This is a genomic window from Arthrobacter endolithicus, assembly GCF_026627425.1.
Lineage (GTDB): Bacteria > Actinomycetota > Actinomycetes > Actinomycetales > Micrococcaceae > Arthrobacter_M.
Window position 1 is genome coordinate 92,718 of record NZ_JAPNLH010000006.1, and the last position, 26,984, is coordinate 119,701.

Below are 26,984 nucleotides of genomic sequence, written 5' to 3' on the forward strand. Positions count from 1 at the left end.
AGCCGTGAAGCGGACGAAAGGGAAGTGATGCAGGGACTGTGGACTGTGTTGACCGTCCTCGTGGCGGCAGGCGCGGGCTGGCCTTTCACCACGGCGATGCTACGACTGGCCCGGGCGGTGGAGGTCCTGGACGCGGAGGGACCACCGGCCCCGGCCGGGTCGACCACCGGCACGGCTGTTCCACCCGTGGCTACACCGGAGCGTCCGCCCCCTGGTGTTTTGCGCGGAGGACTGGTTATCGGCTTCCTGGAGCGGACCGCCGTCGTCGTCGCCGTCCTCGCGGACCAGCCGGTGGCCATCGCCTACGTCGTGGCAATCAAGGGACTGGGCAGATATCCGGAACTACGACAAAGTCCGGCCGCCAGTGAGAGGTTCATCATCGGCACCCTTAGTTCCATGCTGTGGGCCGCGGCTGTCGCGGTGCTGGTCAAGTGGCTCCTGCTGAGTCCCTGAGCCCGTTGGGGCCTGCGATGACGATGCTCCAAGGCACCTCCCGCTAGGCTAGCTGCATGAATATTTATGCAGTGGAATATGTCTACAGTCCGGAGACCGCGGATATCCGCGATGAGCACCGTCCCGCGCACCGTGCCTGGCTGGCTTCTCTCGTCGACGACGGACGAATCCTGGCCTCGGGTCCCTTTGGCGACGGAACCGGCGCGTTGTTGATCGTCAAAACCGAGGATAAAAACGCCCTGAACCGCCTATTGACGGAGGATCCTTTCAACATCGCCGGCTGCATTACCGGGTTGAAGTCCACCTCCTGGAGCCCCATTCTCGGACAGCTGAGCAGCCACGTGCAGTGACCAGGAACCAGGGCTGTGAACAGTTCAGAAGGCCTATAATTGAAGTTGACCGAGGTTGCGTCACGTCTGCGCGGCCACGGCAAGCCCGCGAGACAACAGGTTCACGCAGAACCACAAGGAGCACATTTTGACCTCGGTCAGTCTTGGAATGCCGGAAGCACCTCCTCCCGTACTCGCCCCGCGACGCAAAACACGGCAAATAAAGGTTGGCTCAGTCGGCGTCGGTTCGGATTCGCCGATCAGCGTCCAGTCCATGACGACAACGCCGACCACGGACATAAACGCCACGCTTCAGCAGATCGCCGAGCTCACGGCCTCGGGCTGCGACATTGTCCGGGTGGCGTGTCCGTCCGCAGACGACGCCGAAGCGTTGCCGATCATTGCACGGAAATCCCAAATTCCGGTTATCGCAGATATCCACTTCCAGCCGAAGTACGTTTTTGCGGCAATTGACGCCGGTTGTGCGGCAGTCCGGGTGAATCCGGGAAACATCCGCAAATTTGATGATCAGATTAAGGAGATCGCGCAGGCCGCCAAGGACCATGGCACATCCATCCGGATCGGCGTCAACGCCGGCTCACTGGACCCGCGCCTGATGGAAAAATACGGTAAGGCCACGCCGGAGGCACTGGTGGAGTCGGCGGTGTGGGAGGCATCCCTGTTCGAGGAACATGATTTCCACGACTTCAAGATCTCCGTCAAGCACAATGATCCGGTAGTCATGGTGCGGGCCTATGAGCTGCTGGCCGAGCGCGGTGATTGGCCGCTGCACCTGGGCGTGACGGAGGCCGGGCCCGCTTTTCAGGGCACCATCAAATCCGCCACCGCCTTCGGGGCGCTGCTGTCCAAGGGCATTGGCGATACGATCCGGGTATCCCTCTCCGCGCCGCCGGTGGAGGAGATTAAGGTGGGCAATCAGATTCTGCAGTCCCTGAATCTGCGGCCCCGCAAACTGGAAATCGTTTCCTGCCCGTCCTGTGGCCGGGCCCAGGTCGATGTGTACACCTTGGCCGAGCAGGTGACCGCCGGGCTGGAAGGCATGGAAATCCCGTTGCGCGTGGCGGTGATGGGCTGTGTGGTCAATGGCCCCGGCGAGGCCCGTGAGGCTGACCTTGGTGTTGCTTCCGGAAACGGCAAGGGCCAGATTTTTGTGAAGGGAAAGGTCATCAAGACTGTTCCCGAGGACCAGATTGTTGAGACACTCATTGAAGAGGCCATGAAAATCGCGGAGCAGATGGAGGACGCCAGTGGCGACGATTCGCTCAAGGGTGGCCCCGTGGTTAGCGTCTCGTAGTGCCCCCAGCGCCGGCCCGGTGCGGCCCCTGGGTCCCCAGGATACGGCGGCCCTGGCCCAGCTGGCCGGTCGCGACCCGGTAGCCAATGTCTTTGTGGCGTCCCAGCTGGCGGCAGGAGGAACTGCTGTCCCGCCGTCTTCGGGCACGGTGATGCTGGGGTATTTTGAGGACGACGGCGCACTGGCGGCCGCCTGCTGGGTCGGCGCGAATGTTATCCCCGTCCAGGCGACTGCTCTGCACGCCCAGACTTTCGGGCGCTGGCTCGCAACCTCCGCGCGCAAGCCGGCGTCAATCTTCGGACCTGCCGAAGCCGTCCTGACCATTTTCGCTGAGTTGGAGGCCGCCGGCGTCAAGCCGGTTGACGTCAGAGCCAACCAGCCGCTCCTCGTGATGGCCTCGGACCCGATTCTGCCCGGTCATCCGGGACTGGTCCGCACCAGAGGGGAATATTTTGACGCCATTCTTCCGGCGGCCGCGGCGATGTTTGAAGAAGAAGTGGGCTATTCGCCATTCGTCGGTGGCGAAGAGCACTACCGTCGACGCGTTGCAGGGCTGATCGATCAGGGCCACTCCCTAAGCCATGTAAACGACGCCGGAGAGGTTGTTTTTAAAGCAGACCTGGGGGCCATTTCCGCCGAAGCCAGCCAGATCCAGGGCGTGTGGCTCAACCCCGACTACCGGGGACATGGCCTCAGCGCCGGCTATATGGCCGCCGTCGTCCGCCTTGCACTGCGGCACGCGCCGCTGACCAGCCTTTATGTCAACGACTACAATCTACGGGCCCGTGCCACCTACCAGCGCGTGGGTTTCCGGCAGGTGGGGACGTTCGCCACGGTCTTGTATTAGATTTTCCAGTTTGTTCTCCGCAGCACACGGGCGTGGGGAATTTCTTGCGCAGAACGCGTCCTGCAGGAACTTCAGCGGCCACGCTGGCCGCTGACCACGCACTGGCTCCCGGTCCAGGCCTGCCGTATCCTTTATGCAACTAGTTGCCTTAAGGAGTTGCATCCGTGACGAACTATCCTCATCTGATGAAGCCGCTGGATCTGGGTTTCATGACGTTGCCGAACCGGGTGCTGATGGGCTCCATGCACGTGGGTCTGGAGGAGCTGCCGCACGGCTTTGAACGGATGGCGGCGTTTTATGCCGAGCGGGCCCGCGGCGGTGTCGCCTTGATGGTCACCGGTGGCATTTCCCCCAATGAGCAGGGACGCCCCGCTGCGGGCGGAGCGAAGCTGAGCACCGAGGGTGAGGCGGAGCAGCACCGGCTTGTCACCGCTGCCGTACATGCCAATGGCGGCAGAATCGCGCTGCAACTGCTGCATTTTGGACGTTATTCGGCGCAACCGGAACCGGTGGCCCCGAGTGCCGTGCAGGCGCCGATCAGCCCGCTGGTGCCGCGTCCGCTTAGTTCGCAGGAGGTGGAACAGACCATCGAGGACTTCGTGGACGCCGCAGGACTGGCACAGCAGGCCGGTTATGACGGCGTGGAAATCATGGGTTCTGAGGGCTACCTGATCAATGAGTTCATCGTCTCGCGCACCAACGAACGCCAAGACGCCTGGGGCGGTCCGTACGAAAATCGGATTCAGTTCCCGTTGGAAATCGTGCGCCGCACCCGCGAACGGGTGGGCCGGAATTTCATTATCATTTACCGCCTGTCCATGCTGGATCTGGTGGAGGGCGGGTCCACTTTGGCAGAAGTTATCCAGCTGGCGCAGGCGGTGGAAACCGCCGGGGCAACCATTATTAATACCGGAATCGGCTGGCATGAGGCACGCATCCCCACGGTGGCCACATCCGTGCCCCGGGCCGGTTTTGCCTGGGTGACCAAGAAGCTGATGGGCTCGGTGTCCATCCCGCTGATCACCACTAATCGGATCAATACTCCAGAGGTGGCCGAGGAGCTGCTGGCCAACGGATTTGCGGACATGGTGTCGATGGCCCGGCCGCTGCTGGCCGATCCGGCCTTTGTCCTGAAGGCCTCCCGTGGGGCCGCGGATGAAATCAATACCTGTATTGCCTGCAACCAGGCCTGCCTGGACCACACCTTCGTTGGCAAGACCAGCTCCTGCCTGGTCAATCCCCGCGCCTGCCACGAGACGGAAATCGTGATCGAGCCGACGTCGGCAGCCAAGCGGATAGCCGTCGTCGGCGCCGGTCCGGCAGGTCTGAGCTTTGCGGTAACGGCGGCAGGGCGCGGGCATTCGGTGACGCTGTTTGAGGCGGACGCCCAGCTGGGCGGCCAGTTCAACATTGCCAAGCAGATTCCCGGCAAGGAGGAGTTTTATGAAACCATCCGCTACTTTGGCCGCCAGCTCCAGCTGCTCGGGGTGCAGGTCCGTTTGAACACGCGAGTCGGAGCCGTCGAGCTGGCAGCGGGCGGCTTCGATGAAATCGTTTTGGCCACCGGGGTCACCCCGCGGATGCCGCAGATCGAGGGGCTGGACCATCCCAGTGTGTTGACCTATCCGGAAGTGGTCCGGGACGGGAAGTTTGTCGGGGCGAGGGTCGCGATTCTGGGTGCCGGCGGCATCGGCTTCGACCTGGCGGAGTACATTACGGCCGACGGCGCCAGCGCCACCATGGTGCCGGATAAGTTTTACCGTGAATGGGGGATCGATCCGGACTATGCCGAGCGTGGTGGCATCCGGCCAGCCCTGCGGCCAACCACGGCCCGTACGGTTTACCTGCTGCAGCGCAAGGCCAGCAAGATCGGGGCGGGGCTGGGTAAAACAACCGGCTGGATCCACCGCACGGAGCTCAAGGCCAAGGGCGTGCTGATGATTCCCGCAGTCACCTATCACCGAATTGACGACGACGGCCTGCACCTAAGCGTCGACGGCACGAAGCAGATTCTCGCCGTCGACACGGTGATCGTGTGCACCGGGCAGGATCCGCAGCGGGAGCTGCTGGCGGAGCTGGCAGAACTAGCGGCACTCTCCGTGCAGGGGGGACCGGCTGGGCAGGCCGGAAGCCGTGCTCCGGTGCACCTTATCGGCGGGGCAGACGTGGCCGCGGAACTCGATGCCAAACGGGCAATCAACCAGGGTACCCGGCTGGGGGCCGTTCTTTAGCCATGTCGCTGCCGCATGCAATCCTTACTTCCCTGCTGGAAAAGCCCGGCTCCGGGGCGGAGTTGGCGCAAAGGTTCGATAAGTCGATCGGCTATTTCTGGCAGGCCACCCATCAGCAGATCTACCGCGAGCTGGCCCGGCTGGAGGAACGCGGTCTCATCCGGTCCGCGGCCCGGGAAGCGACCCGCGGGCGAAAGCGCGACTTCGCCGTCATCCCCGCCGGATTGGCGGAGCTGGAGCGTTGGACCAGCCTGGCGCAGGATCCGCAGCCCGTCCGGGACGCTCTCCTGGTACGGCTCCGGGCGGCGGCGGTCATCCAGGCGGGCACCGTGCAGGCGGACACGGCGCGGGCGGGCATCCTTCGCGCGGAACTGGCCCGGCACCGTGAGCTGCATCAGCGCCAGCTCTCCTTTTACCAGGCGGTAGAGGCCCATGACTTTGCGGCCGGTTCCGAGGCGCGGGCACCAGGCACGCCGGATCACCGGCTGCAGCACGCGGTGCTGCGGGCCGGGATCATGTTTGAACGGGCCTGGGTCAGCTGGGCCGAGGAGACGCTCAGGACGCTGGAACCCTGAACACTACGGTCCCGCAATGAGGTCGGCGGTGCCCTCAGGGCAAACCTCCCGTCAGGTACTGCTGCAACGTCGGTGCCACGAGGGCTATGGCCTCCTGGCCGGGCGCACAAGCCAGCGGTTATGAGGGTTTCGCCGCGGACCCCCGGTGCGGTGTCGCCGCCCAACCGCGCCGCGCCTGCCATCACGGCGTACGTCTGCGCAGCGTGGGGGACGCGAGCAGCAGCACCGACAGAACAAAGCCGACCATCACCAGCAGGTCTGCGGCCATGGTCGCGGTGGACGTTGTGTGTGCGGCGATTTCCTGCAGCGCATCCACCGAATAGCTCAACGGGAGCACATTCGAGATCAGCTCCAGGACGGAATTCATCTGATCCCGGGGGACAAAGAGACCGCAAAGCAGAATCTGCGGGATCACTACCACCGGCATGAATTGCACAGCTTGGAATTCGGTCCGCGCAAAAGCCGAACACAACAGCCCCAGCGCCACCCCCAGCACTGAGTTAAGGACCGCCACCACAACCACCCAGCCGGGATTGCCCTTGATGTCCAATCCGAAGACCCAATAGGCGACGGCGGTGGCCACCAGAGACTGCAGGGCCGCCATGATGGAGAAGGCCAATGCGTAACCAAATAACAGATCCGCCTTATGGATGGGCGTAGTCAGCAGCCGCTCCAAGGTCCCCGACGTCCGCTCGCGCAGCATCGTGATGGAGGTGACCAGGAACATCACCACGAAGGGGAAGATAGCCAGCATCATCAGCCCCACCCGGTTAAAAGTGCGGGGGACGCCCGGTGGCAGCGTTTCATTTTCGAACAGGTAGTAGACAAAGGCCAGCAGCACGGCCGGAACCACCAGGATCAGGGCTATGCTGCGGGGGTCACCACGGAGTTGCCGGAGCACGCGGGCAGCTGTTGCTCCCAGCATCGAAGGATTCATGCCGCGCCGGCCCGGCCGGCAATGTCCGCCTTGATCATGTGCAGGAAGGCCAGTTCCAGATCATCTGCTGCGCCGCGGAGGCGGAGCTCGTCGGGGGTGAGCTGGGCCAGTAACCGACCCTCACGCAAGAGGAGCAGGGTGTCGCAGTGACTGGCCTCTTCCATGACGTGGCTGGAGATGATCAACGTTGTGCCGTCCGCGGCGAGCCGGGCGAAGCGTTCCCAAAGTTCCGCCCGCAGTACCGGATCCAACCCGACCGTTGGTTCATCCAGGATCAGCAGGCGCGGGTCGGAGACGAGGGCGCAGGCCAGCGAAACGCGGCTGAACTGACCGCCGGACAGATCCGCCGTCCGGCGTTTTGCCAGCCCGCCCAGCCCGACGGCGTCGATCGCTTCTTTGGCCTGCGCCCGGTTTCGCCCATGCATGGCACCGAAGTAGCGGACGTTGTCCTCAACGCTCAGATCCCGGTAGACACTGGGTGCCTGAGTAACATAACCGACCTCGTGGCGCAGTTCCGGGCTGCCCGCAGCCCTGTTCATCACCTGCACTGAACCCGAGGTGATGCGCTGGACCCCAACGATCGCACGCATCAGTGTGGTTTTGCCGCTTCCCGAGGGTCCCAGCAGTCCGGTGATACGCCCGGTAGGAATGCTGAAGTCCACGTCGGTCAGGACCATGGTTTTCCCGCGGAGCACGTGCAGGGCGCGGACTTCGACGCTGGGCGCCGCGTGGTGGCCCATACGATCCTCCTGTGGAACTGCCGGTTATTCATCAGTCGATGAATTCCAAACTAGGCCCACGGGATACCCGTGTCCACAGAATAGTTCTCCGCGTTCTGCTTCGGAAGGTGCGGCACCAAACCACAGGCCCACCAGCAGCAACTCGGCCCAGCCGAGGGCCCAGCGACTGTCTGCACCACCAGCATCACGCGCATCAGCATGTGGCGTGCAGCGGAAACCGGTAGATTGGAAGTCGCCCTCTTTGTCCCGAATTGCCCCGGTAGCCACCGAAACCTACCGGCACGTTCAAGCAACACCTCAAGAAACGGAACTCCCGCGTGGTCCTTCGCCTTTCCAGCCTCTTCCTTCGCACCCTTCGCGAAGACCCTGCCGAAGCCGAGGTCGCCAGCCACAAGCTGCTGCTGCGTGCCGGTTATATCCGCCGTGCCGCCCCCGGTATTTACACGTGGCTGCCGCTTGGCCTGCGGGTGCTGCGCAAGGTGGAGGAGATCATCCGTGAGGAAATGACGTCCATCGGCGCGCAGGAGGTGCATTTCCCGGCGCTGTTGCCGAAGGAGCCCTACGAGGTCACCAACCGGTGGACCGAATATGGGGACGGTATTTTCCGCCTGAAGGACCGCAAGGGTGCGGATTACCTGCTGGCGCCTACGCATGAGGAAATGTTTACTCTGCTCGTCAAGGATCTTTACGGCTCCTACAAGGATCTGCCGCTGAGTATCTACCAGATCCAGAACAAGTACCGCGACGAGGCGCGTCCTAGGGCGGGACTGCTGCGCGGACGGGAGTTCATCATGAAGGATTCGTATTCCTTCGACATTGACGACGACGGACTGGAAGCCAGTTATCAGGCTCACCGGGGCGCCTATCTGCGGATCTTCGAACGCCTCGGCCTTGACATCGTCCCTGTTGCTGCCACGGCCGGTGCCATGGGCGGGTCCAAGAGCGAAGAGTTTCTGCACCCAACGGCGATCGGGGAGGACACGTTCGTGCGCTCGGCCGGCGGCTATGCGGCGAATGTTGAAGCTGTCTCGACGGTGCCGCCCGCGGAGATTGACTACAGCATGGCGCCCGCTGCCCGGGTCCTGGATACTCCCGCTACGCCCACAATCGCCACCTTGGTGCAGTCTGCCAATACGATCGCCCCCCGCGGGTCGGACGTGTGGACCGCAGCCGATACGCTGAAAAACGTCGTGCTCGCGGTGGATCTGCCCACCGGTGAACGGCAGATCGTCGTCGTTGGCCTTCCGGGCGACCGCGCGGTGGACCTCAAGCGCATCGAAGCCAATATTGGCTCCTACCTGCCAATGGCAGGCGAAATTGGCGTCGAGGCCGCCAACGAGGAAGATCTCAAGAAACACGCCCTGCTGGTCAAGGGGTACATCGGTCCGGGCCTGAGCCTGGATGCTGCGGTGCTGGGCTCCGAAGGGGCCAGCAAACTGCTGTACCTGGTGGATCCCCGTGTGGTCTCGGGGACCTCCTGGATCACCGGGGCCAATGAGAGCGGGAAGCATGTTTTCGGGCTAATTGCCGGCCGTGACTTTGGCTGGGACGGCACCATCGAAGCCGTGGAGGTCCGCGCCGGGGATGAAGCCCCGGACGGGTCCGGCCCCCTGGAAGCGGCACGGGGCATCGAAATGGGACACATTTTCCAGCTTGGCCGTAAGTACGCACAGGCGCTGGACTTAAAGGTCTTGGATCGTAACGGCAAGCTGGCGGTGGTGACGATGGGATCCTATGGGGTCGGCGTGACGCGGGCCGTAGCTGCGTTGGCCGAATCGAACCACGATGACAAGGGTCTGTGCTGGCCGCGATCCGTCGCCCCTGCGGATGTCCATATTGTCGCCGTCGGACGCGGCGAGGAGATTTTCGCCGCTGCGCAGAAGCTGGCCGATGACTTCGAAGCGGCGGGCCTGGAGGTCATTTACGACGACCGGCCCAAGGTCTCGCCGGGCGTGAAGTTCTCCGATGCCGAGCTGATCGGAGTCCCCACCATCCTGGCTGTCGGCCGTGGCCTGGTGGACGGCGTCGTGGAAATCAAAGACCGCGCGACGGGTGAAGCCGAGAACATTGCCGTCGGCGATGCAGTGCAGTACGTGCTCAGCACCGCCGGAAGGTGATCTCCGGATTCGAAAACCTTCAGCTGGCCACGATCATTTTGGTGATCGTGGCCGGCTTCGCCGCCGGCTGGGTTGACGCCGTCGTCGGTGGCGGGGGTTTGATCCAGCTTCCCGTCATGCTGATGATTCCGGGGATTAGCCCCGTGCAGGCGTTGGCGACCAACAAAATGGGCTCCATTTTTGGCACGACCACCAGTGCCGTGACGTATTACCGTCGGGTGGGGCCGGACCTCAAGACGGCCATTCCTATGGCGGTGGTGGCGCTCGGCGGGAGCTTCGGCGGTGCGGTGCTGGCAGCCCATCTGCCGCAGTCAGTATTTAAGCCGATCATCGTCGTCGCCCTCGTTGCGGTGGCCCTCTTTACCGCTCTCAAGCCCAACGTCGGTGAACTGACCGCCCTGCGGCACACCGGCCACCGGCATTACGTCCTGGCCGGCATCATCGGCGCGGTCATCGGTTTCTACGACGGACTGATCGGCCCGGGAACCGGCTCTTTTTTGATCATTGCCTTGGTGACCCTGATGGGCTATGCATTCCTGGAGGCCAGCGCGAAGGCCAAGATCGTCAATATGGCAACGAACGTCGGCGCCCTGCTGTTCTTCCTCCCGCATGGCTCGCTGCTGTGGGGTGTGGGCCTGCTGCTGGGCGGGGCGAATATGGCCGGTGGCTATCTTGGCGCCCGCACCGCAGTCAGGCAGGGCAGCGGCTTCATTCGCGTCGTGTTCCTGCTGGTGGTCGGGGTCCTGATCGTCAAGCTTGGCTATGACGTGTGGCAGGAGAACTTCGCGCACGGCTAGGCCCTGTCAGGATTTTGGTGTTTGGTGGTCACAGGGTTTTAAGCTCGTGGGCTGCCGGCAACCAGGACAGTGTTCTGCCGGCCAAGGTGCTGGCCACCCAGAGTGATCTTTGGGCATCGCCCGCCGAACTGCCGGAGTTCATGCTGCCAGGATGCGCCCGATCGGCTAAATAGCACAGGGCGTTGTCCACTTCACGCGCGATAGTCCACTGCCGGGCGATCTCGTAGTCCAGGCCGGCGGCAGCACACAGATCCGCGCATCGTTCGCGCAACGCCGTCTGCGGATCGCTCCGGGCAAGCTCCGGAATCCTGTTCCATAGGCAGGGAGCAACCGCAAATTCTGCCTCGCCCACCGTCGGTTGCGGGTCGATTGCTGCGTAGCTCGCATCCGCGGGCCGGCCGAGGATGTTCATAAAATGCAGATCGGAATGCACCAGGACATCCAGGGATGATCGTCGGCCCACGGCCCCGCGTGTCTGGCACACCTCCAGCGCGGCTTCCAGGAGCCAGCGGTCGAAGGGCCGTCCCAGCTCATCCCAGTCGGCCGGCAAATCGTCACTCCAGCGCTCGGCAGTGTCCGCAATGTTTGATAGCTCGGACCCCCCGGGCCAGACGTTCGGGGATACCGAGAGCAGCCGCACAATGCCGCCCCAGACCTCAACGGCCAAATCCACCGGGCACACCTGCAGGGAGCGGTAGGCATCCAGTCGTTCCAGCACCATTGCGCAATCGCCGGCATCGCGCTGCAGCAGGCGCACGGCACCGTGCCCGTCCCACACTTGCAGGGCCAGCGGCTCCAAACGGGTCTCGGCCGAAGGAAAGGCGATCTTCAGGACGGCCGGAGTGCCGTCGTCGGACTTCACCGGCAGCACAATTCCCGTCTTGCCGTTCCACGGTTCCAGTCCGGACGGTAAATCCACCGAGAGATTCCAACGCTGCAGGGATTTATCCAGCAGCCCGGGCAGGCTCGCCAGCCACGTGCGCCGGACGCTGCTGGTGGCGTATCGCCTCAGCAGGTCGGCGGGGATTGGTACGACGGCGGCCACAGTCCATAGCCTACTGCTCGGACAGCCCGGTGGCGCGTCCGGGGAAAGAATGTCATAGCGCGGCACATGCCGCGGGCCGGGCCTAACGTATCCGGTGTGAATCAGCCGCCGACGATGCCGCTGGCACCGAGCAGATGCCCGATCGCATAGGTAGCAGCCAGTGCCACGGCTCCGCCGATGACCACCCGCCACGCTGCGCGCGTGCGCGAGCCACCGCCGATCCGTGCACCCAGCCAACCGGTGGCACCCAGGGCGATCAGGACGGCGACGAAGGTAACGGGCACCCGCCACCCTTCCGGAGGCAGCAGAATCGCCAGGAGCGGCAGAATCGCCCCGATGGTGAAGGCAACCGCAGAGGCCAGCGCGGCGTGCCATGGACTGACAACGTCCTGCTCATCGATATTGAGCTCAATGGACAAATGCGCAGCCAGCGCGTCGCCGGCTGTGAGTTCCTCCGCCACCTGCGCAGCGGTAGCCGCGCTCAGGCCCTTGGCCTGGTACATCGCCGCCAGCTCGGCCAGCTCCTCCTCGGGCTGTTCGGCCAGCTCGCGGCGCTCCTTGGCAATCAGATCCCGCTGACTGTCGCTCTGGCTGCTGACCGAAACATATTCACCCAGCGCCATAGAGATTGCGCCGCCAACCAACCCTGCCATCCCTGCGGTCAGAATCGGACCGGTACTGACGGTGACGCCGGCAACCCCGACAACGATGGCAGCTACTGAAACGATTCCATCGTTGGCGCCCAGCACGCCTGCGCGAAGCCAATTAAGCCGCTGCGCGGTGTCCTGCTGGTGCGGTTCGTTGTCGTGCGTATGGAGTCCCTGTGCCTCGCTCATGGAATAAGCAAACCACTGCCCACCCGGCAACGCCAGCAAGGAAAGGATGCCCTAGTTTCGCTGGCCCTATTTCGGACTCTTCCGGAAATCGACCGGCCCGACAGCTGCCGGCCGGTCGATTCCCGGAAGAGGCACTTCCGGCTGCCCCCAACTCCAGCGGTGCTGGGCGTTATGAACCAACGCCATTAGGGCTGTCGTGCGCACAACGGCAGCTGAGCCGCCGTCGGCAGGCTCGCTGAGCGCCAGCAGCTGCGCATAGACAATAGCAAGCTGGTCCTCCAGAGTTGCCAGCGCAGCGGCCGGAGTTGCGGTGAATCCCGGGGCCAGCTCGTACCCGGGCTGCAGCGCCGGAAGCGCAAGGCACCGTGCGGTGAGCAAGTCCTGGAGCGAGGACAGGGTCGATTCATGGTCCGACAGAATCCGCACGGCCAGGCTTGAGGTCGGGTTGGCCAGCCGTGTCGCCGCTACCTGATACGCATAGACGGCCTTGTGTTCGGCTTCCACCGCGGCCAGCAGGGCCTGGTCGTCATTGACCCCCGCAGGCGCTGTCCGCTGCGTGGCACACGGCGCCGGGGTGGGCGCGGCGACAGGGACCGCGGTGGGGGACGCGCCGGGCTTGGGCGACGTCCCGTTTGCCCCGCCGGTTCCCGCCGGGCCGCGTGAGCCGGAAGCAGCCAGATAGGGGGATTCGGGAACGGTGTTCCCGACGTCCGCGGCAAGCGCGCGGGCCTGCATGAGGGCGGCTGCGCCTCCTGCCGCCAGTACCCGTGCCAGGCCTCCCGGTGCAGTACGGGCCGCCGTGAGAGAGGCAGTGCTGCTGGCCGTGAGCCCTAGGATCAGTTCCGGGATACCCGCCGGCCCGGGCTGGGTCCGGCTGGTCTGCTCCATCGACGACGTCGCCGCAGTGGCGGAATCCGTGGCTACGTCGCCGGGGACCGACAGCGCGGCCGCGTAGACGTCCAGCATTGTCCTGGCGCTCCGGAGCTGGAGGGCAACGGCGGGCACGCCCGCCGCGGCTTCCAGGGTGGCGGCGGAACCGGCAAGGGCCGTGACACGGTGAAGCTCGTCCACTCGCGCCCGCTCGCTGGTCGACGGACCGGCAGGCCCCACTGCTTTAACACTGACGATGGCGGTCCCCATTCCGAGGACTACGGTGCCCGTGAGCAGCAGCAAGAGCAGCCGCCTCAGGGTACCTCCCGTGGTCTGCAGGGCGGTTTCCGGCGCTGGCGAGGGCGTGAGTTTGGTCTCTACCGGTGCACTCAGCTGGGCAGCCACTCCCGCGGATGGTTCGGCATCCCGCACGTAAGCCGCCGCTGTTTCGGGGCCCGTGGCGGCTGCGACAGCAGAAGAAGTACCCCCGGCGGGACCGGCCAGGGGACCGGAAGGGTCAGCGGCCCGGCGCGGCCCGTTGGGGCCGGTGCCGTGGGTGATTCCGGAGGATGTGGCACCGGGCGGGCGGCTGTCATCGTCGGCGGCGCCGTCGGCGCGGGAGCGGGAGTCGGTCACAACACTTGATGATGTCACGACCCGCGGCTCCGCATTCACCTGCGCATCGGAGCCGTCGGTGGGAAGCCACCAGCACGTGCGGTTAAGGACGGTCCCGGTTCACCGGATCGGCCGGGAACTCGGTAGGCTATGGGCTACAACATCATCTAACCGGGAGGCGGCAAACTCATGAACCAGCCGAATCAGCCCAACGCTCACGGTGCGTCTGACACTCTGCATTCGGACAGCCTTTCGGATGGTGGAAACCTTGCCGGCACCGCGGAAGCACAGCGGCTCTTTGACCTGCTCAATCCCACGGTCGCCAACCATGGACTCTTTTTGGAGGACGTGAGCGTCCACCTTGCGGGGGCGCACCGGACAGTTAGCGTCGTCGTCGACCTTGAACAGAATCTTCGCGGCGGAGTCGGCCTGGACGTGATCGCGACAATTTCCCGTGAGATCTCCGACGTCCTGGAAGCCGATCCGCATGATGACGGCCGCCCCTTCGACCTGGAAGTGTCTTCCCCAGGTGTGAGCAGGCCGCTGACCGAGCGTCGGCACTGGTACCGCGCCCGCGGCCGGATGGTGAAGGTCAACGTGGTGCAGGGCGAGAATGTGACCGGAAGGCTCCTGGAGGTCGACGACGACGGGATAACCATCCGTCCGGAGCTGACAGTTAAAAAGGGGATGAAGCCCAAACAGGGCAATCCGGAACAGATATCTTTCGATAAAATCCGCCGGGGCACGGTCGAAGTTGAGTTCAGCCACTTGGACGAGGGCAGCCCCGATGCCGAGGGGAATGAAGATTTTGGTCCGGCCGCAGGTGCGGTCGGGGGAGAGGAAAGCTGACATGGATATCGATATGAGCGCGCTGAGATTGCTGGAGCGTGAACGCGAGATCCCGCTGGATCTGCTGATTCCCACAATCGAACAGGCATTGCTGGTGGCTTACCACAAGTCACCGGGAGCAATCCCTGCGGCCCGGGCGGAACTGGACCGCAAGAACGGGCACGTCACAATTTGGGCCGCCGAGCTCGATGAAGACGGGACGGCTGTGGGCGAATTTGACGACACGCCCGCCGGTTTTGGCCGGATCGCGGCAAGCACGGCACGGCAGATCATTTTGCAGCGGCTGCGCGATGTTGAAGATGACAACGTTCTGGGCGAATTCCGCGGCAAGGAGGGTGAGCTGGTTTCCGGACAGATCCAGCAGGGCCATAACCCGAAGATGGTCCAGGTGAACCTGGGCTCGGTGGAGGCTCTGCTGCCTCCCACGGAGCAGGTCCCGGGCGAGCAGTACAAGCACGGGAACCGAATCCGGGCCTTCGTCATTGACGTACGCCGCGGGCTCAAGGGTCCCTCGATTACGCTGTCGCGCTCACACCCGGGGCTCGTGCGGAAACTATTCGAGCTGGAAGTTCCGGAAATCGCGGATAAATCGGTGGAGATTGTGGCACTGGCGCGGGAAGCCGGGCACCGGACCAAGATCGCAGTCCTCGCCCATCAGCCCGGCATCAATGCCAAGGGCGCCTGCATCGGTGAAATGGGCTCCCGTGTGCGCGCTGTCATGAGCGAGCTCAACGATGAGAAGATCGACATCGTCGATTTCAGTGAGAATTCGACAACCTTTATTGCCAATTCACTTTCACCGTCCAAGGTCATTTCCGTCACGATCACCGACGCGGACACCCGAAGCGCCCGTGTTGTTGTTCCGGATTACCAGCTGTCGCTGGCGATCGGCAAGGAAGGGCAGAACGCGCGTCTGGCTGCCAAGCTCACCGGTTGGCGCATCGACATCGTCTCCGATGCGGCCGTGGCCGCAGCCGAGTAGCTTTCCGCAACAGTTCCGCCACACACGGATGAAACTGAAGCCGGGCCGCCGTCGGGCATTTTCCCGCGTGCCAACTAGCGGGCCCGATGGTTCGGGTTTAGGATCGCTTCGCCCTAGGCGCTAGAATGGGTATGACCGGGTCAGCGACCGTCAACTCCCATTTGAGGCAACTGCAGTGTTTGAAGCTCCACTGGTGGTTCAAACACCGGCTTTACCGTTGCGTACATGTGTTGGTTGCCGTTGTCGTGACACCCAGTCAAAGTTACTGCGGATGGTGCGGGAAAAATCTGCCGACGGCGTCATTGCCGCGGTGGCCGATCCCCGCCGTCGCCTCTGGGGCAGGGGTGCCTGGTTGCACCCGTGTCTTCAGTGCCTTGCGCTGGCGCTTAAGCGACGTGCCATCGGCCGCGCCCTTCCGGGCGTCGTCGACTGCTCGTCCGTGCAGAGCCACATACGCGCTTTGGGCTCTGCTGAAGTGGTAGTGGGAGAGCAGTAACGCAGACCTAGAACTGTCCAACCTGAAAGCGGGTCAGAACACTGATGGAAACCCGATGAGTACCCAGCGATGAGTGCCCAACGATGAGTGATTTTTTATGCTCTCACACCGCACGTTCCAGCATGGAATGTCGCATTAAGAATTAGAGGCTCGTACCTGTCCGGTGCGGGCCGAGACAGGAGAAATGTGGCCAAGGCCCGCGTACACGAGCTCGCTAAAGAGCTCGGCATCACCTCTAAAGAAGCTGTCACCAAGCTTCAGGAACTGGGCGAGTTCGTCCGTTCCGCTTCCTCGACCATCGAGGCCCCCGTCGTGAAGAAGCTTCGCGACGCGTTCCCCACCGCACCCAAGGCATCCGCCGGTACCAATGGCTCCGGGTCTGCCCCCGCGGCAGCCAAGACCGGGCCGAAGCCGGCCGGACAGGCTCCCACAGCCTCGGCCACTCCGGGACCGGTCAGCCCTGCACCCGCAGCGCCCTCGGCCGCAGCGGCTGCGCCCTCGTCGGTTCCGGCTGCTGCTTCGGCCCCGGCCGCCGCAGCATTCTCCGGGCCCGCGCCGACAGCGGCTGCCCCAGCTCCGGCAGCACCGGCACCCGCTCCTGCTGCGTCGGCTACTGCTGCCCCCGCGCCGGCAGCCGCTGCACCGGCGGAGGTCGCACCGGCAACAGCTGCTGTGCCTGCCGCTGCTTCCACCGGCGTCAAGCCCGGTGCCCGTCCGGCACCAGCTCCGGCCGCCCCGGCCCCGTCCCGTCCTGCCGCTACAGGCCGGCCAGGTGGCGCCGGCCCGCGTCCGGGCAACAACCCGTTCGCTCCCTCGCAAGGCATGCCCCGCTCGGGTCGCCCCGACCGCGGTGAAGGCGAACGTCCGGCACGACCCGGTGCGGCTGGCCCGCGCCCGGGCAATAACCCGTTCGCTCCGTCGCAGGGTATGCCCCGAACCGGAGCCCCCCGTACTGCTGAAGCAGGCACGGGCGGTCCTCGTCCCGCAGCCGGCGCCGGTGGACCTCGTCCTGCAGCAGGTGCAGGTGGTCCCCGTCCGGGCGCTCCGCGTCCCGGCGGAGCCCGCCCGACTCCGGGAATGATGCCAAACCGCACCGAGCGGCCTGCGGCCCCGGGCCGCGGCAATGATCGTCCCGGCGGAGCCGGCCGTGGACGTCCGGGTGCACCGGGCACCGGCGCTGCTCCGGGTGCCGGCGGCGGCACCGGCGCACCGGCAGGCGGCGGTTTCGGCAAGGGTGGCCGTGGACGCGGCGGGACCCAGGGTGCCTTCGGTAAGGGAGGCGCCGGCCGCGGCAAGCAGCGCAAGTCGAAGCGGGCAAAGCGGCAGGAACTTGAGCAGATGAGTGCTCCGTCGCTCGGCGGCGTGAGCGTGCCCCGCGGCGATGGCAACTCCATTGTGCGGTTGCGCCGCGGTTCGTCGATTACCGACTTCGCTGACAAGATCGAGGCGAACCCGGCGGCTCTGGTGACGGTGCTCTTCCACCTCGGTGAGATGGCTACCGCCACACAGTCGCTGGACGAGGACACCTTTGCCCTGCTCGGCACCGAGCTTGGGTACAAGCTCCAGGTTGTTTCGCCGGAGGATGAGGAGCGCGAGCTGCTCAGCAACTTCGACATCGACTTCGAAGCCGAGCTCGAGGCCGAGGGCGACGACGACCTTGAGGTCCGTCCGCCCGTCGTCACCGTCATGGGACACGTGGACCATGGTAAGACGCGTCTGTTGGACGCTATCCGTAACTCCGATGTCATGGCGGACGAGCACGGTGGCATCACTCAGCACATCGGTGCGTACCAGATCGTGCACGAACACGAGGACACTGAGCGTCGGATCACCTTCATCGATACTCCCGGCCACGAGGCGTTCACCGCTATGCGTGCCCGTGGTGCGAAGGTTACCGATATTGCCATCCTGGTGGTCGCAGCCGACGACGGCGTCATGCCGCAGACGGTGGAAGCGCTCAACCATGCGCAGGCAGCCAACGTGCCGATCGTCGTCGCGGTTAACAAGATCGATAAGGAAGGGGCCAACCCGGAGAAAATCCGCGGTCAGCTCACCGAATACGGCCTGGTCCCCGAGGAATACGGCGGCGACACGATGTTTGTGGACGTCTCGGCTCGGGAAAACCTCAATATCGATGAGCTCCTGGAAGCGGTCCTGCTGACTGCGGATGCGGCGCTGGATATGCGCGCCAACCCGAACAAGGACGCCCGCGGTATTGCGATCGAAGCGAATCTGGACAAGGGCCGCGGAGCCGTTGCCACGGTGCTGGTACAGTCCGGTACGCTGCGCGTCGGCGACACGATCGTGGCGGGAACTGCGCACGGACGCGTCCGGGCCATGTTTGACGAAGACGGCGGCAACATCACAGAGGCGGGCCCGTCCCGTCCTGTGCAGGTGCTCGGTCTGTCCAACGTGCCGCGTGCCGGCGACACTTTCTTCGTCACCGGGGATGAGCGCACGGCCCGACAGATCGCTGAAAAGCGTGAAGCTGCGGACCGTAACGCGGCCCTGGCCAAGCGCCGGAAGCGGATCAGCCTGGAAGACTTCGATCAGGCAGTCGCCGCGGGTAAGGTTGACACGCTCAACCTCATCCTCAAGGGTGACGTCTCCGGTGCCGTTGAGGCGCTGGAAGACTCGCTGCTCAAGATCGACGTCGGTGAGGGTGTCCAGTTGCGCGTCATCCACCGCGGGGTCGGTGCCATCACGCAGAACGACGTCAACCTGGCCACCGTGGACAATGCGATCATCATCGGGTTCAACGTCAAGCCGGCGGAGCGCGTTGCCGATCTGGCGGACCGTGAAGGCGTTGACATGCGCTTCTACTCGGTCATCTATGGCGCAATCGATGACATCGAGCTGGCGCTGAAAGGGATGCTCAAGCCGGAGTACGAGGAAGTCCAGCTTGGTACGGCGGAGATCCGCGAGATCTTCCGTTCGTCCAAGTTCGGAAACATCGCCGGTTCCATCGTTCGCTCCGGTACCATCCGTCGGAATTCGAAGGCACGCGTGCTGCGCGCCGGCAAGGTTATCGGGGAGAACCTCACCGTCGATTCGCTCAAGCGTTTCAAGGATGACGCCACCGAGGTCCGGGATGGCTTTGAGTGCGGTATCGGTCTGGGGTCGTTCAACGACCTGCAGGCCGAGGACATCATCGAGACGTTCGAGATGCGCGAGAAACCGCGCGCTTAATATTGACATCTGAGGTGCGCAAAATGGGGCTGAACAAGCTAAAAGGCCCCATTTTGCGCACCTCACCTGATTGAGGAGAATTTTTATGGCCGATACGGCACGCGCTGCTAAGTTGGCGCAACGGATAAAGGTTATTGTTGCTGAGGGCCTGCGCCGGCGGGTCAAGGACCCGAGGGTGGAGGGCGTCACGGTAACCGATGCCCGTGTCACCAACGATCTGCAGCACGCAACGGTGTATTACACGGTGCTTGGTGATGACACAGCCCAGGCAGATGCAAAGGTAGGGCTGGAAAAGGCCCGCGGAGTGCTGCGCCAGGAAGTGGGCAAAAACGTCACGGTCCGGTTGACGCCGACGCTGGAATTCGTCGCAGACGAAATCCCTGTCAACGCCGGCCACTTGGAGGATCTGATTCGGACAGCCAAGGCGCGCGACGCTGAGGTCGCCGCGATTGCGCAGGGGGCGACCTTCGCCGGAGATGCGGATCCGTACAAGAAGGACGACGATGTCGCCGGCACCGAGGCGGACGACGCCCCCGGGGCCGAGCCAGGGGAGAAGTAAGCCCGCAGGTTCACTGCTGTAGCAGTCAGGGCGTCCGATCCGAAGATCGGACGCCCCTGACGTATTTCGCGACCGGGTTTCTGCCAACCAAACGGCGTCAGTCGTCGTACTGGTTCAGGGACGGATAGTTGTCCTCGCCGGTATTGAGCCGAACCTTGATGACCTGGCCCGCGGGCGGTGTGCCGTTACCGGGGAGTGCGTGGACGGTGGCGTAGAGCGTTCCGCCGTGGATAGCCACATCGGCCGGCAGCGGAACCGCCAGGAACGGCTTTGCCGTCGAGGTGCCGCGCTGGATCACCGAGATCTGGCCGCCGAAAAGCTCGGCGACATAGATGTCTCCGCTCCGGCTGAGCGCAAGTCCGGTCGGTGCATTGAGCCCGGAGGCAACCAACCGCACAGTTGAGGACCACGGACTGACCTTGTACACGCTGCCCCGGGCCCCGAGTGCGGCACCTTCGGGGCCGCCGGGCAGTGTGCTGACGTACAGCCACCCATCCCGGCCCCAACGGACGTCCGTGGGAACCGGTTCGAAATAGTAGTCGTGGCCAACGGCACAGGCGGGCAGCCCGAAGGACGTTGCGACGGCAGCAGTGACGTGCGTTATCGAGGGCGGGAGCACCGCGACCGTGCGCACCCGGCCGGTGAACTGGTTGACAGCGACGATGTCATTGCCGCCCGCGTCGGCGACATAGATCTCGAAGAGGCCGGGCTCGGTGGCGTAGGGGTGTGAGTCCGCCAGGCCGGTGTAGCTGCCAGGGAGGGCGGCAGGGATTTGTGCCAGACAGGCCGCGTCCAGATCGCGGAAGCCATAGGTGACGTTTCCATCGGGATTGTGTGTGGCCTCGTACTGGGCGACATCCGCGATCGAACGAACCTTTCCAGTGGACGAAATAGACTTGATGATACCGATGTTGGGGGCCGGAGCTTGGCCTGCTCCGGCGTTCTCCGCAAAATAGGTCATGCCGAACCGGGAAGAGACCGCGCCGATCTCATGGCCCGGGACGGAAGCCTGGTAGACGGTACTGACTGCGCCTTTCGCGTCCACCTTGTTCAGCGAACCGGCAAAGTTCTGCGTGAAGTAAACGGATTTGGATGAGCCAACGCTCAGACTCAGCGGTGTTAAGAGGCCGCTGGCCAATGTCTCCGGTGTGCCGGGAACCGGTATCGGGTTGTTGCCGGCCGCGTGGACGGGACCGGCGCCTAGCCCCACGAGGGCGGTCAGCGCGACAACGGCGCTGACCCGGATGACTATTCTGCGCATTTTTTAGCTCCAAAGGTGACGTAGCGAGTGTTCGAGACCAATGGTTCGCTGGATGCCCTCCACATCGCCCATCAGGGCCTGCAATTCACCGCGGTATGGGCGGCGATCAACATCAACTGCGCCCACTGTAGGCCTCTGCCGGAGACGTGTCATCCATTGTTGCCTTGCCGAACTTCACAGAAAACATTCGGACGGCGTACTGGCAGCGCACAGCTCCCGGTTTTTATCATGAATCATGAAATCATTCCAGCAGAGCGCGGAAGAAGACCCGGACGGGGACGGTGATTCGGAGCCGAAACGCCAGCTTCGGCCACGCGAACGCAGTGTCTTCAGCCGCCGCGGCTTCCTGGCGGGTGCAGGACTAGTGGGCGCCACAGCCGTAGCGACGGCCAGCTACGCCGGACACGATGCGATTTCCGGAGCGCTGACACGGGTGGCCGGCCATCCGGGCGGGGCGTCGTCGTCGGGCTCCACGCTCTCCGGGGCTGCGGCGCCGGCCAGCGGCAAACCGCCGGGACCGGCAGCCCCGCCGGATCGGACCTTTGTCAGTACGCAGCTGACCGCAGCGCACGTCTCCAGCTGGGCCACGGCTGCCACGGCAGCCGGCCTGATCTTCGCCGGCCCGCAGGGGCACGGCTCCAGCGGGCTGATCGTGGACAATCACGGTGAACCGGTCTGGATGGAACCGACGGGTGTTGGCGTCACAGACCTTCGCGTTCAGACGTTCGAGGGCAAACCGGTATTGACTTATTGGACGGGGACCGGTACCGGCGGTCATGGGATGGGCTCCGGCAGCATTTTGGACACCGGCTACCAACCCGTGGCCCAGGTCAATGCCGGCAACGGGCTGAAGGCCGATCTGCACGAGTTCACGCTCACCGAGGCGGGGACCGCTCTGCTGATCGCGTACCCCACGGTGCCCTATGACCTGCGGCCGGTGGGGGGACCCGCCAACGGATTCATCTACGACTGCCACGTCCAGGAAGTCGACGTCCGATCCGGGGCGGTGCTCCTGGACTGGTCGGCCGTGGCGCATATCGATATCACCGAAACCTATGTCCAGCCGGGGGACAACAACGCCAGCGCGGACGGGACTTCGGAGGCGAAGGCGTTTGACCCGTTCCACCTGAACTCCGTGGACGAAAGCGGGGACGCGCTGCTGGTCTCCAGCCGGCACATGCATGCCCTGTATTTGGTGGACCGCACGGCTGGAACTCTCCGGTGGCGGCTGGGTGGGAAGCGCAGCGATTTCAAGGTCGCGGACAATGCAGCCTTTGCCTGGCAGCATGACGCGCGGCGCAGGTCGGCAACGTCCCTCACTGTGTTCGATAATCACTACTCCTCAGGCAGTACCGGGATTTCCCGTGGCCTGCTGCTGAACGTCGACGAGTCGGCGCGGACGGTGACGCTGCAGCAGGAGTTCAGCCACGCCGGTCACCGGGGAAATGCCGAGGGTAATGTGCAGCTGCTCGGCAACGGCCATTACCTGGTCGGTTGGGGCGCGGATCCTGCCGTCACGGAGTTCACGCCGGACGGGACAGCGCTTTACGAATCGATTGGCCTGGGGAACGCTTCCTACCGCACCTACCGATGCGCCTGGACCGGCAGACCGGCTACCGTGCCGGACATCGCGGTGCTGCCGGGCAACGGCTCCAGCATGCAGGTCTACGCCAGCTGGAACGGGGCCACGGAGGTAGCCAGCTGGCGTTTCCTCACCGGCGAAACTCTTCAGTCGCTGATGCCGGCCGGAACCGTCCCGCGGCGCGGGTTCGAGACCTCGACGGCGGTCGCCGCGGCGGCCAAGGTGGCCGTGCAGGCCCTGCACAGCGACGGCTCCGTGCTGGCCACTTCCAAGGCGGTCAGCACCTAGCCCGTCCCATATACTGGAAGGCGTGCATTCTGGACTGATCATCGTGGACAAGCCCCCCGGCCTCACCAGCCACGACGTCGTTGCCCGGCTGCGGCGCCTGACCGGAACCCGCAAGGTCGGCCATGCCGGAACCCTCGATCCGATGGCCACCGGGGTCCTGGTGATCGGAATCAACAAGGCCACCCGGCTGCTTACGTACATCGTGGGGACCGCTAAGACATACCGGGCCACCATCCGGCTCGGCGCCAGCACGCTCACCGACGATGCCGAGGGTGGGATCACCGGCAGTACGACGACGGCGCAGGTCACCGATGCGGCAATTATCGCCGGAATCGCCGCGCTCACCGGGGAGATCCGGCAGGTCCCCAGCAGCGTCAGCGCGATCAAGGTCAAGGGCGAACGCGCCTATGCCCGGGTTCGGGCGGGGGAAGAAGTGGTCCTGGCCGCACGGCCGGTAACCGTGCACAGTTTTGAGCTGAACGCGACACGCAGGCTCACCGGAGAGAATCCTGCCGGGGAGGGAAGCGAAGTCATCGATCTGGATGTTACGGTCGAATGTTCCTCCGGGACGTATATCAGGGCGTTGGCACGCGATCTGGGGGCCGGGCTTGGCGTCGGCGGTCATCTGACCGCGCTGCGCCGGACCCGGGTGGGACCGTATGAGCTCGGACAGGCCAAGACCCTCGAGCAGCTTGAGCAGGAGGCGGACGGTGACGGCTCGGTGCAGATCCTTGACATCGCCGACGCCGCCCGTGCGCTGATGCCGGTCCGCGAGTTGACGGACACCGAAGCCTCTGAGCTCTCCTTCGGCCGTAGGATCGCGCGCAGCACCGACGGCTCGCACTCGGTGGAACGGCCGGCCGCGGCCTTCCGGCCCGATGGCGAGCTTGTGGCGCTGCTGGCCGATGCGGAAAGCCATGCCCAGCCCGTCCTGGTCTTCACCCCGGATCTGGGAGCCTAAGCGGTGACTGTGGACGGCTGGTTTATTGCTGCCTTGGTGGTCGGATTGGTCTCCAGCGCGATCTGCGTCATTGCTGCGCTGCTGAAGAAGGGCCCCAATGACGTCACCTTGCTCGCCGTGGCGGCCGTTGAATTATTTTTGCTGAGCTATCTGGTGGCCTCGATTGTGCGCACCGCGGCCGGAACCGCGATTGCCGGGGCCCCGTGGGAATTCTGGGCATATCTGATCACCGCGATTTCCCTGCCGGTGGCAGGATTCTACTGGGCCATCCTGGAACGCAGTTTCTGGAGCAACTACGTCCTGGCCGCGGTGGGCGTCACCGTGGTGGTCATGATGGCCCGGATGGCGCAGATTTGGTACGGCGCGGCCGCGCCGGCGACGGCGACTGGGGCGGCATTGCGGACAGGGCTGGGGATGGCACTAGGAACAGGATCAGTACAGTGAGCATGAACCAGCCGGCAGCGTCCCGAACGCAGGATACAAAATCGACCGGGCCGGGCCGTCTGCTGATCGCGGTCTACGGTATTTTTGCCCTGGCAGCTACAGCCCGTGCCGGATTCCAGATCATCAGCAAGTTCGCCGAAGCGCCCGTGGCTTATCTGCTCTCCGCGCTGGCCGCCGTCGTCTATATTGCTGCGACGATCTCGCTCGCCAAAAAAGGCAGGTCCTGGTTCAAGGCGGCGGCCGTCGCGGTGTGCATCGAGCTGCTCGGCGTTCTCATCGTCGGGGCGCTGAGCATTTTTGACGCGCAGGCATTCCCGCAGGACACGGTCTGGAGCCAGTTTGGCCGTGGCTACGGCTTTGTCCCGCTGCTGCTGCCGATTCTCGGTCTCATCTGGCTGTACCGGCATCGGAAGCCGGCGGAGCAGCCATGAGTGCGATGGTAGCGGATATGTCCGGCCTCCCTGAGCTTTCCGACGACGTCGTCACCCTGCGGGTTTTCCGGCGCGCGGACGCGGCCGATTATGCGGCGTTGAATCGGGACCCGCTCAACGTCCGTTGGGCCAATTCCCTGGCTGGCATGACTGCAGCCGAGGCCGAAGCCGCGATCACCGGGCCCATCCCCGAGGGCTGGGCGAGCGGTCACACGCTTAGATTTGCGATCGCGGATCAGGCCGGGGGACTCGTAGGAACAACGGCGCTGCACAATGTTGGCCGGGGGAGTGCATCACTGGGCATCAAGCTTGCCGCGGACGCCCGAGGCAAGGGCCTGGCCCGGCGTTCGGCCAAACTAATGACAGACTACGCCTTTGACACCGTTGGTCTGGACGTCCTGCACTGGCATGCCGTCGTCGGCAATACGGCCAGCAGGCGGCTGGCCGAGCACCTGGGGTTCAGGCTCGAGGGCACCATCACCGGATACAGCAACGTTGGCGGAACGCTGGCCGACGACTGGATTTTCACCCTGACGGCGCAGGACCGGCTGGCTCCTGCCATGGTGGTGCCGGTCTTGCGCGGGGACACCGTGGTGCTGCGTGCTCTGGAGCGTGGGGATGCGGACCAGCTGGTGGCCAATTGTCTGGATCCCGCGGCGGTGCGGTGGACCACCGTTCCGTTGAACTACGGCCGGGCCGACGCGCTGGCGTTCATCGACGACTTTGTACCCCGGGGCTGGACCGTCGGCGCGACGCACACCTTCGCCGTCGCAGATTCCCGGACCGATGCCCTGCTCGGCACCATTGATCTGCACAATTTCAGGCCCGGAACCGCGGAAATCGGCATCAATATGGGTCCGCGGGCGCGCGGCGGCGGGGCGGCGCAGGCGGCGGCGCGTCTGCTGCTTGACTACGCCTTTTCGGGGCTGGATCTGCAGTATGTGTATTGGCGTGCGCTGGTGCCGAATTGGGCCAGCCGCAAGCTGGCCTGGCGGCTGGGCTTCCGGCTCGAAGCACAGGTGCGCGGCTTCACCGATGACAGGGGCACGCCCGCCGACGCCTGGATTCTCAGTCTGGCTGCCTCGGATCCGCGGCAGCCGCAACAGCCGTGGGACGGAGACCCCGCTGGCGACGCCGGTAGCCTAGGAGAGGCTTCGGACCTGCAAGGGCCGGACGCGAACGAGGCTGCGCACCTGTGTGCGGCAAAGGGGCGAGGGTGATGGTGCACTTCTGGAACGGACTTCATGAGGTTCCTGCCGGCTACGGCCCTTCGGTGGTCACCCTCGGAAATTTCGACGGCGTGCATCGCGGGCACCAGCACGTACTGTCCACGCTGGTGGAGACCGCGCACGGGCGCGGCGCCAGCGCCGTTGCCATCACCTTCGACCCGCACCCGGCCACGGTCCACCGCCCCGACACCGCGCCGGACCAATTGATGGGCTTAGCGGACCGGCTTGCCACCATGGCCGCGTGCGGGGTTGATGCCGTGCTGGTGATGCCCTACACCCTGGCGCTCGCGGCGCAGACACCGGAAGAGTTCGTACATTCGGTCTTTGTCGACACCTTGGGCGCGGCTGCTGTGGTGATCGGCCACGATGTGCGCTTTGGCCGTGGCAACTCCGGAGACCTCGCCACGATGCAGGCCCTGGGCTGCCGGCTCGGCTTTGACGTCGTCGTCGTCGATGAATTCGGGGCGGACCGGCGCTGCTCCTCGACCTGGGTGCGGGAGGCGCTGGCTCGCGGGGACGTCGACACGGCAGCCGAAGTGCTGGGACGTCCGCACCACATGCGCGGCGAGGTCGTTCACGGCGCCGCCCGCGGACGGGCGCTCGGCTTCCCGACAGCCAACCTGGCACCGGAAGCCGATGGCTACATACCGGCCGACGGCATCTACGCAGGCTGGTTGACGGACGCCGGCGGCGCCCGCTGGCCCGCGGCCATCTCCATTGGTTCAAACCCGACGTTCGCCGGAGTCAGCCGCCAGGTGGAGGCCTATGTGCTGGACCGCCCGGTGGAACCGGTGGAGGCCTTCAATCTGTACGGCCAGTGGGTCGTCGTGGAATTTGTCAGCAGACTGCGCGGCATGGTGGCGTACACCGGACCCGAAGCGCTCGTGGAGCAGATGCGCCTTGATGTTAAGCAGGCACGGGAAATTCTGCTCTGACGAGGCGGTGCGGACACAAAGCCTTAACCGCCCATTTCGACAGAGTCAACCCGGGCAGAGTAAACTTGGCA

General features: G+C 64.6%; 25 protein-coding genes. 19 read left to right on the forward strand and 6 right to left on the reverse strand.

The window, feature by feature from the left end; all coding sequences use genetic code 11:
• Window positions 1–27: 27 nt before the first annotated feature.
• From OS914_RS07100 to OS914_RS07125, 6 genes are all read left to right on the forward strand, one after another.
• A complete protein-coding gene (locus OS914_RS07100; protein ID WP_267545354.1) occupies window positions 28–453 on the forward strand; it encodes a hypothetical protein in 426 nt (141 codons plus the stop codon).
• Window positions 454–509: 56 nt separating this feature from the next.
• The gene (locus OS914_RS07105) at window positions 510–803 is read left to right on the forward strand and encodes a YciI family protein (protein ID WP_267545355.1); all 294 of its coding nucleotides are present in this window, start codon (window positions 510–512) and stop codon (window positions 801–803) included.
• Window positions 804–930: 127 nt separating this feature from the next.
• Window positions 931–2,097: a flavodoxin-dependent (E)-4-hydroxy-3-methylbut-2-enyl-diphosphate synthase gene (gene ispG, locus OS914_RS07110; protein ID WP_267545356.1), complete on the forward strand. Its 1,167-nt coding sequence runs from the start codon at window positions 931–933 to the stop codon at window positions 2,095–2,097.
• Between the two features lie 19 nt (window positions 2,098–2,116).
• Window positions 2,117–2,944, forward strand: coding sequence for a GNAT family N-acetyltransferase (locus OS914_RS07115; RefSeq protein WP_267545357.1), 828 nt, complete (start codon window positions 2,117–2,119; stop codon window positions 2,942–2,944).
• A 164-nt stretch (window positions 2,945–3,108) separates the two neighbouring features.
• A complete protein-coding gene (locus OS914_RS07120; RefSeq protein WP_324290626.1) occupies window positions 3,109–5,175 on the forward strand; it encodes an NADPH-dependent 2,4-dienoyl-CoA reductase in 2,067 nt (688 codons plus the stop codon).
• A gap of 2 nt (window positions 5,176–5,177) precedes the next feature.
• A complete protein-coding gene (locus OS914_RS07125) occupies window positions 5,178–5,750 on the forward strand; it encodes a PadR family transcriptional regulator (protein ID WP_267545358.1) in 573 nt (190 codons plus the stop codon).
• Between the two features lie 181 nt (window positions 5,751–5,931).
• On the opposite strand, the gene OS914_RS07130 is transcribed toward OS914_RS07125, so the two are convergent.
• Together OS914_RS07130 and OS914_RS07135 are read right to left on the reverse strand one after the other, a co-directional pair.
• Complete coding sequence (locus OS914_RS07130) at window positions 5,932–6,675, reverse strand: ABC transporter permease (protein ID WP_267545359.1); 744 nt, start codon at window positions 6,673–6,675, stop codon at window positions 5,932–5,934.
• 8 nt (window positions 6,676–6,683) lie between these two features.
• Window positions 6,684–7,427, reverse strand: coding sequence for an ABC transporter ATP-binding protein (locus OS914_RS07135; RefSeq protein WP_267545360.1), 744 nt, complete (start codon window positions 7,425–7,427; stop codon window positions 6,684–6,686).
• Window positions 7,428–7,744: 317 nt separating this feature from the next.
• Between OS914_RS07135 and OS914_RS07140 the strand changes: the two genes are divergently transcribed.
• The gene (locus OS914_RS07140) at window positions 7,745–9,544 is read left to right on the forward strand and encodes a proline--tRNA ligase (RefSeq protein WP_267545361.1); all 1,800 of its coding nucleotides are present in this window, start codon (window positions 7,745–7,747) and stop codon (window positions 9,542–9,544) included.
• A complete protein-coding gene (locus tag OS914_RS07145) occupies window positions 9,541–10,341 on the forward strand; it encodes a sulfite exporter TauE/SafE family protein (RefSeq protein WP_267545362.1) in 801 nt (266 codons plus the stop codon). The genes OS914_RS07140 and OS914_RS07145 overlap by 4 nt, the downstream gene beginning before the upstream one ends.
• 28 nt (window positions 10,342–10,369) lie before the next feature.
• On the opposite strand, the gene OS914_RS07150 is transcribed toward OS914_RS07145, so the two are convergent.
• From OS914_RS07150 to OS914_RS07160, 3 genes are all read right to left on the reverse strand, one after another.
• Window positions 10,370–11,386, reverse strand: a complete 1,017-nt coding sequence (locus OS914_RS07150; RefSeq protein ID WP_267545363.1) for an aminoglycoside phosphotransferase family protein — start codon at window positions 11,384–11,386, stop codon at window positions 10,370–10,372.
• Between the two features lie 101 nt (window positions 11,387–11,487).
• Complete coding sequence (locus tag OS914_RS07155; RefSeq protein ID WP_267545364.1) at window positions 11,488–12,222, reverse strand: VIT1/CCC1 transporter family protein; 735 nt, start codon at window positions 12,220–12,222, stop codon at window positions 11,488–11,490.
• 66 nt (window positions 12,223–12,288) lie between these two features.
• Window positions 12,289–13,728 (reverse strand): DUF4439 domain-containing protein, encoded by a 1,440-nt coding sequence (locus tag OS914_RS07160; RefSeq protein ID WP_267545365.1) that lies wholly within the window; start codon window positions 13,726–13,728, stop codon window positions 12,289–12,291.
• Between the two features lie 168 nt (window positions 13,729–13,896).
• Between OS914_RS07160 and OS914_RS07165 the strand changes: the two genes are divergently transcribed.
• The 5 genes from OS914_RS07165 to rbfA all read left to right on the forward strand — a co-directional run bounded on the left by OS914_RS07165 (window position 13,897) and on the right by rbfA (window position 19,782).
• Window positions 13,897–14,556, forward strand: a complete 660-nt coding sequence (locus OS914_RS07165; RefSeq protein ID WP_324290627.1) for a ribosome maturation factor RimP — start codon at window positions 13,897–13,899, stop codon at window positions 14,554–14,556.
• 1 nt (window position 14,557) lies between these two features.
• Window positions 14,558–15,538: a transcription termination factor NusA gene (nusA, locus tag OS914_RS07170; RefSeq protein ID WP_267545366.1), complete on the forward strand. Its 981-nt coding sequence runs from the start codon at window positions 14,558–14,560 to the stop codon at window positions 15,536–15,538.
• Between the two features lie 271 nt (window positions 15,539–15,809).
• A complete protein-coding gene (locus OS914_RS07175) occupies window positions 15,810–16,034 on the forward strand; it encodes a YlxR family protein (RefSeq protein ID WP_267545367.1) in 225 nt (74 codons plus the stop codon).
• Between the two features lie 186 nt (window positions 16,035–16,220).
• The gene (gene infB / locus OS914_RS07180; RefSeq protein WP_267545368.1) at window positions 16,221–19,223 is read left to right on the forward strand and encodes a translation initiation factor IF-2; all 3,003 of its coding nucleotides are present in this window, start codon (window positions 16,221–16,223) and stop codon (window positions 19,221–19,223) included.
• Window positions 19,224–19,308: 85 nt separating this feature from the next.
• Window positions 19,309–19,782 carry a 30S ribosome-binding factor RbfA gene (rbfA, locus tag OS914_RS07185; RefSeq protein ID WP_267545369.1) on the forward strand — a complete coding sequence of 158 codons (474 nt, stop codon included), beginning with the start codon at window positions 19,309–19,311 and terminating at the stop codon, window positions 19,780–19,782.
• 97 nt (window positions 19,783–19,879) lie between these two features.
• On the opposite strand, the gene OS914_RS07190 is transcribed toward rbfA, so the two are convergent.
• Window positions 19,880–21,043, reverse strand: a complete 1,164-nt coding sequence (locus tag OS914_RS07190; protein ID WP_267545370.1) for a ScyD/ScyE family protein — start codon at window positions 21,041–21,043, stop codon at window positions 19,880–19,882.
• Between the two features lie 235 nt (window positions 21,044–21,278).
• Here OS914_RS07190 and OS914_RS07195 point away from each other — a divergent pair, with 235 nt between their 5' ends.
• Genes OS914_RS07195 through OS914_RS07220 form a run of 6 tightly spaced genes read left to right on the forward strand, consistent with a single transcriptional unit; the run spans window position 21,279 to window position 26,913 of the window.
• The gene (locus OS914_RS07195; protein ID WP_267545371.1) at window positions 21,279–22,913 is read left to right on the forward strand and encodes an arylsulfotransferase family protein; all 1,635 of its coding nucleotides are present in this window, start codon (window positions 21,279–21,281) and stop codon (window positions 22,911–22,913) included.
• 22 nt (window positions 22,914–22,935) lie between these two features.
• Window positions 22,936–23,874: a tRNA pseudouridine(55) synthase TruB gene (gene truB, locus OS914_RS07200; protein WP_267545372.1), complete on the forward strand. Its 939-nt coding sequence runs from the start codon at window positions 22,936–22,938 to the stop codon at window positions 23,872–23,874.
• A gap of 9 nt (window positions 23,875–23,883) precedes the next feature.
• Window positions 23,884–24,318 carry a hypothetical protein gene (locus tag OS914_RS07205; protein WP_267545470.1) on the forward strand — a complete coding sequence of 145 codons (435 nt, stop codon included), beginning with the start codon at window positions 23,884–23,886 and terminating at the stop codon, window positions 24,316–24,318.
• Between the two features lie 2 nt (window positions 24,319–24,320).
• Complete coding sequence (locus tag OS914_RS07210; protein ID WP_267545471.1) at window positions 24,321–24,749, forward strand: hypothetical protein; 429 nt, start codon at window positions 24,321–24,323, stop codon at window positions 24,747–24,749.
• Entirely contained in the window at window positions 24,746–25,969 is a 1,224-nt protein-coding gene (locus OS914_RS07215) for a GNAT family N-acetyltransferase (protein WP_267545373.1), read from the forward strand. Before OS914_RS07210 ends, OS914_RS07215 begins: the two co-directional genes overlap by 4 nt.
• On the forward strand, window positions 25,969–26,913 hold the full coding sequence (locus OS914_RS07220) for a bifunctional riboflavin kinase/FAD synthetase (protein ID WP_267545472.1): 945 nt from the start codon (window positions 25,969–25,971) through the stop codon (window positions 26,911–26,913). The genes OS914_RS07215 and OS914_RS07220 overlap by 1 nt, the downstream gene beginning before the upstream one ends.
• Window positions 26,914–26,984: the final 71 nt, after the last annotated feature.

What these genes read in the sequence shown, in the direction of transcription:
- OS914_RS07100 (WP_267545354.1), top strand. Translation starts at nt 28, where the DNA reads ATGCAGGGACTGTGGACTGTGTTGACCGTCCTCGTGGCGGCAGGCGCG.
- OS914_RS07105 (WP_267545355.1), top strand. Translation starts at nt 510, where the DNA reads ATGAATATTTATGCAGTGGAATATGTCTACAGTCCGGAGACCGCGGAT.
- OS914_RS07125 (WP_267545358.1), top strand. Translation starts at nt 5,178, where the DNA reads ATGTCGCTGCCGCATGCAATCCTTACTTCCCTGCTGGAAAAGCCCGGC.
- OS914_RS07130 (WP_267545359.1), bottom strand. Translation starts at nt 6,675, where the DNA reads ATGCTGGGAGCAACAGCTGCCCGCGTGCTCCGGCAACTCCGTGGTGAC.
- OS914_RS07135 (WP_267545360.1), bottom strand. Translation starts at nt 7,427, where the DNA reads ATGGGCCACCACGCGGCGCCCAGCGTCGAAGTCCGCGCCCTGCACGTG.
- OS914_RS07155 (WP_267545364.1), bottom strand. Translation starts at nt 12,222, where the DNA reads ATGAGCGAGGCACAGGGACTCCATACGCACGACAACGAACCGCACCAG.
- OS914_RS07165 (WP_324290627.1), top strand. Translation starts at nt 13,897, where the DNA reads ATGAACCAGCCGAATCAGCCCAACGCTCACGGTGCGTCTGACACTCTG.
- nusA (WP_267545366.1), top strand. Translation starts at nt 14,558, where the DNA reads ATGGATATCGATATGAGCGCGCTGAGATTGCTGGAGCGTGAACGCGAG.
- OS914_RS07175 (WP_267545367.1), top strand. Translation starts at nt 15,810, where the DNA reads ATGGTGCGGGAAAAATCTGCCGACGGCGTCATTGCCGCGGTGGCCGAT.
- rbfA (WP_267545369.1), top strand. Translation starts at nt 19,309, where the DNA reads ATGGCCGATACGGCACGCGCTGCTAAGTTGGCGCAACGGATAAAGGTT.
- OS914_RS07190 (WP_267545370.1), bottom strand. Translation starts at nt 21,043, where the DNA reads ATGCGCAGAATAGTCATCCGGGTCAGCGCCGTTGTCGCGCTGACCGCC.
- OS914_RS07195 (WP_267545371.1), top strand. Translation starts at nt 21,279, where the DNA reads ATGAAATCATTCCAGCAGAGCGCGGAAGAAGACCCGGACGGGGACGGT.
- OS914_RS07210 (WP_267545471.1), top strand. Translation starts at nt 24,321, where the DNA reads ATGAACCAGCCGGCAGCGTCCCGAACGCAGGATACAAAATCGACCGGG.
- OS914_RS07215 (WP_267545373.1), top strand. Translation starts at nt 24,746, where the DNA reads ATGAGTGCGATGGTAGCGGATATGTCCGGCCTCCCTGAGCTTTCCGAC.
- OS914_RS07220 (WP_267545472.1), top strand. Translation starts at nt 25,969, where the DNA reads ATGGTGCACTTCTGGAACGGACTTCATGAGGTTCCTGCCGGCTACGGC.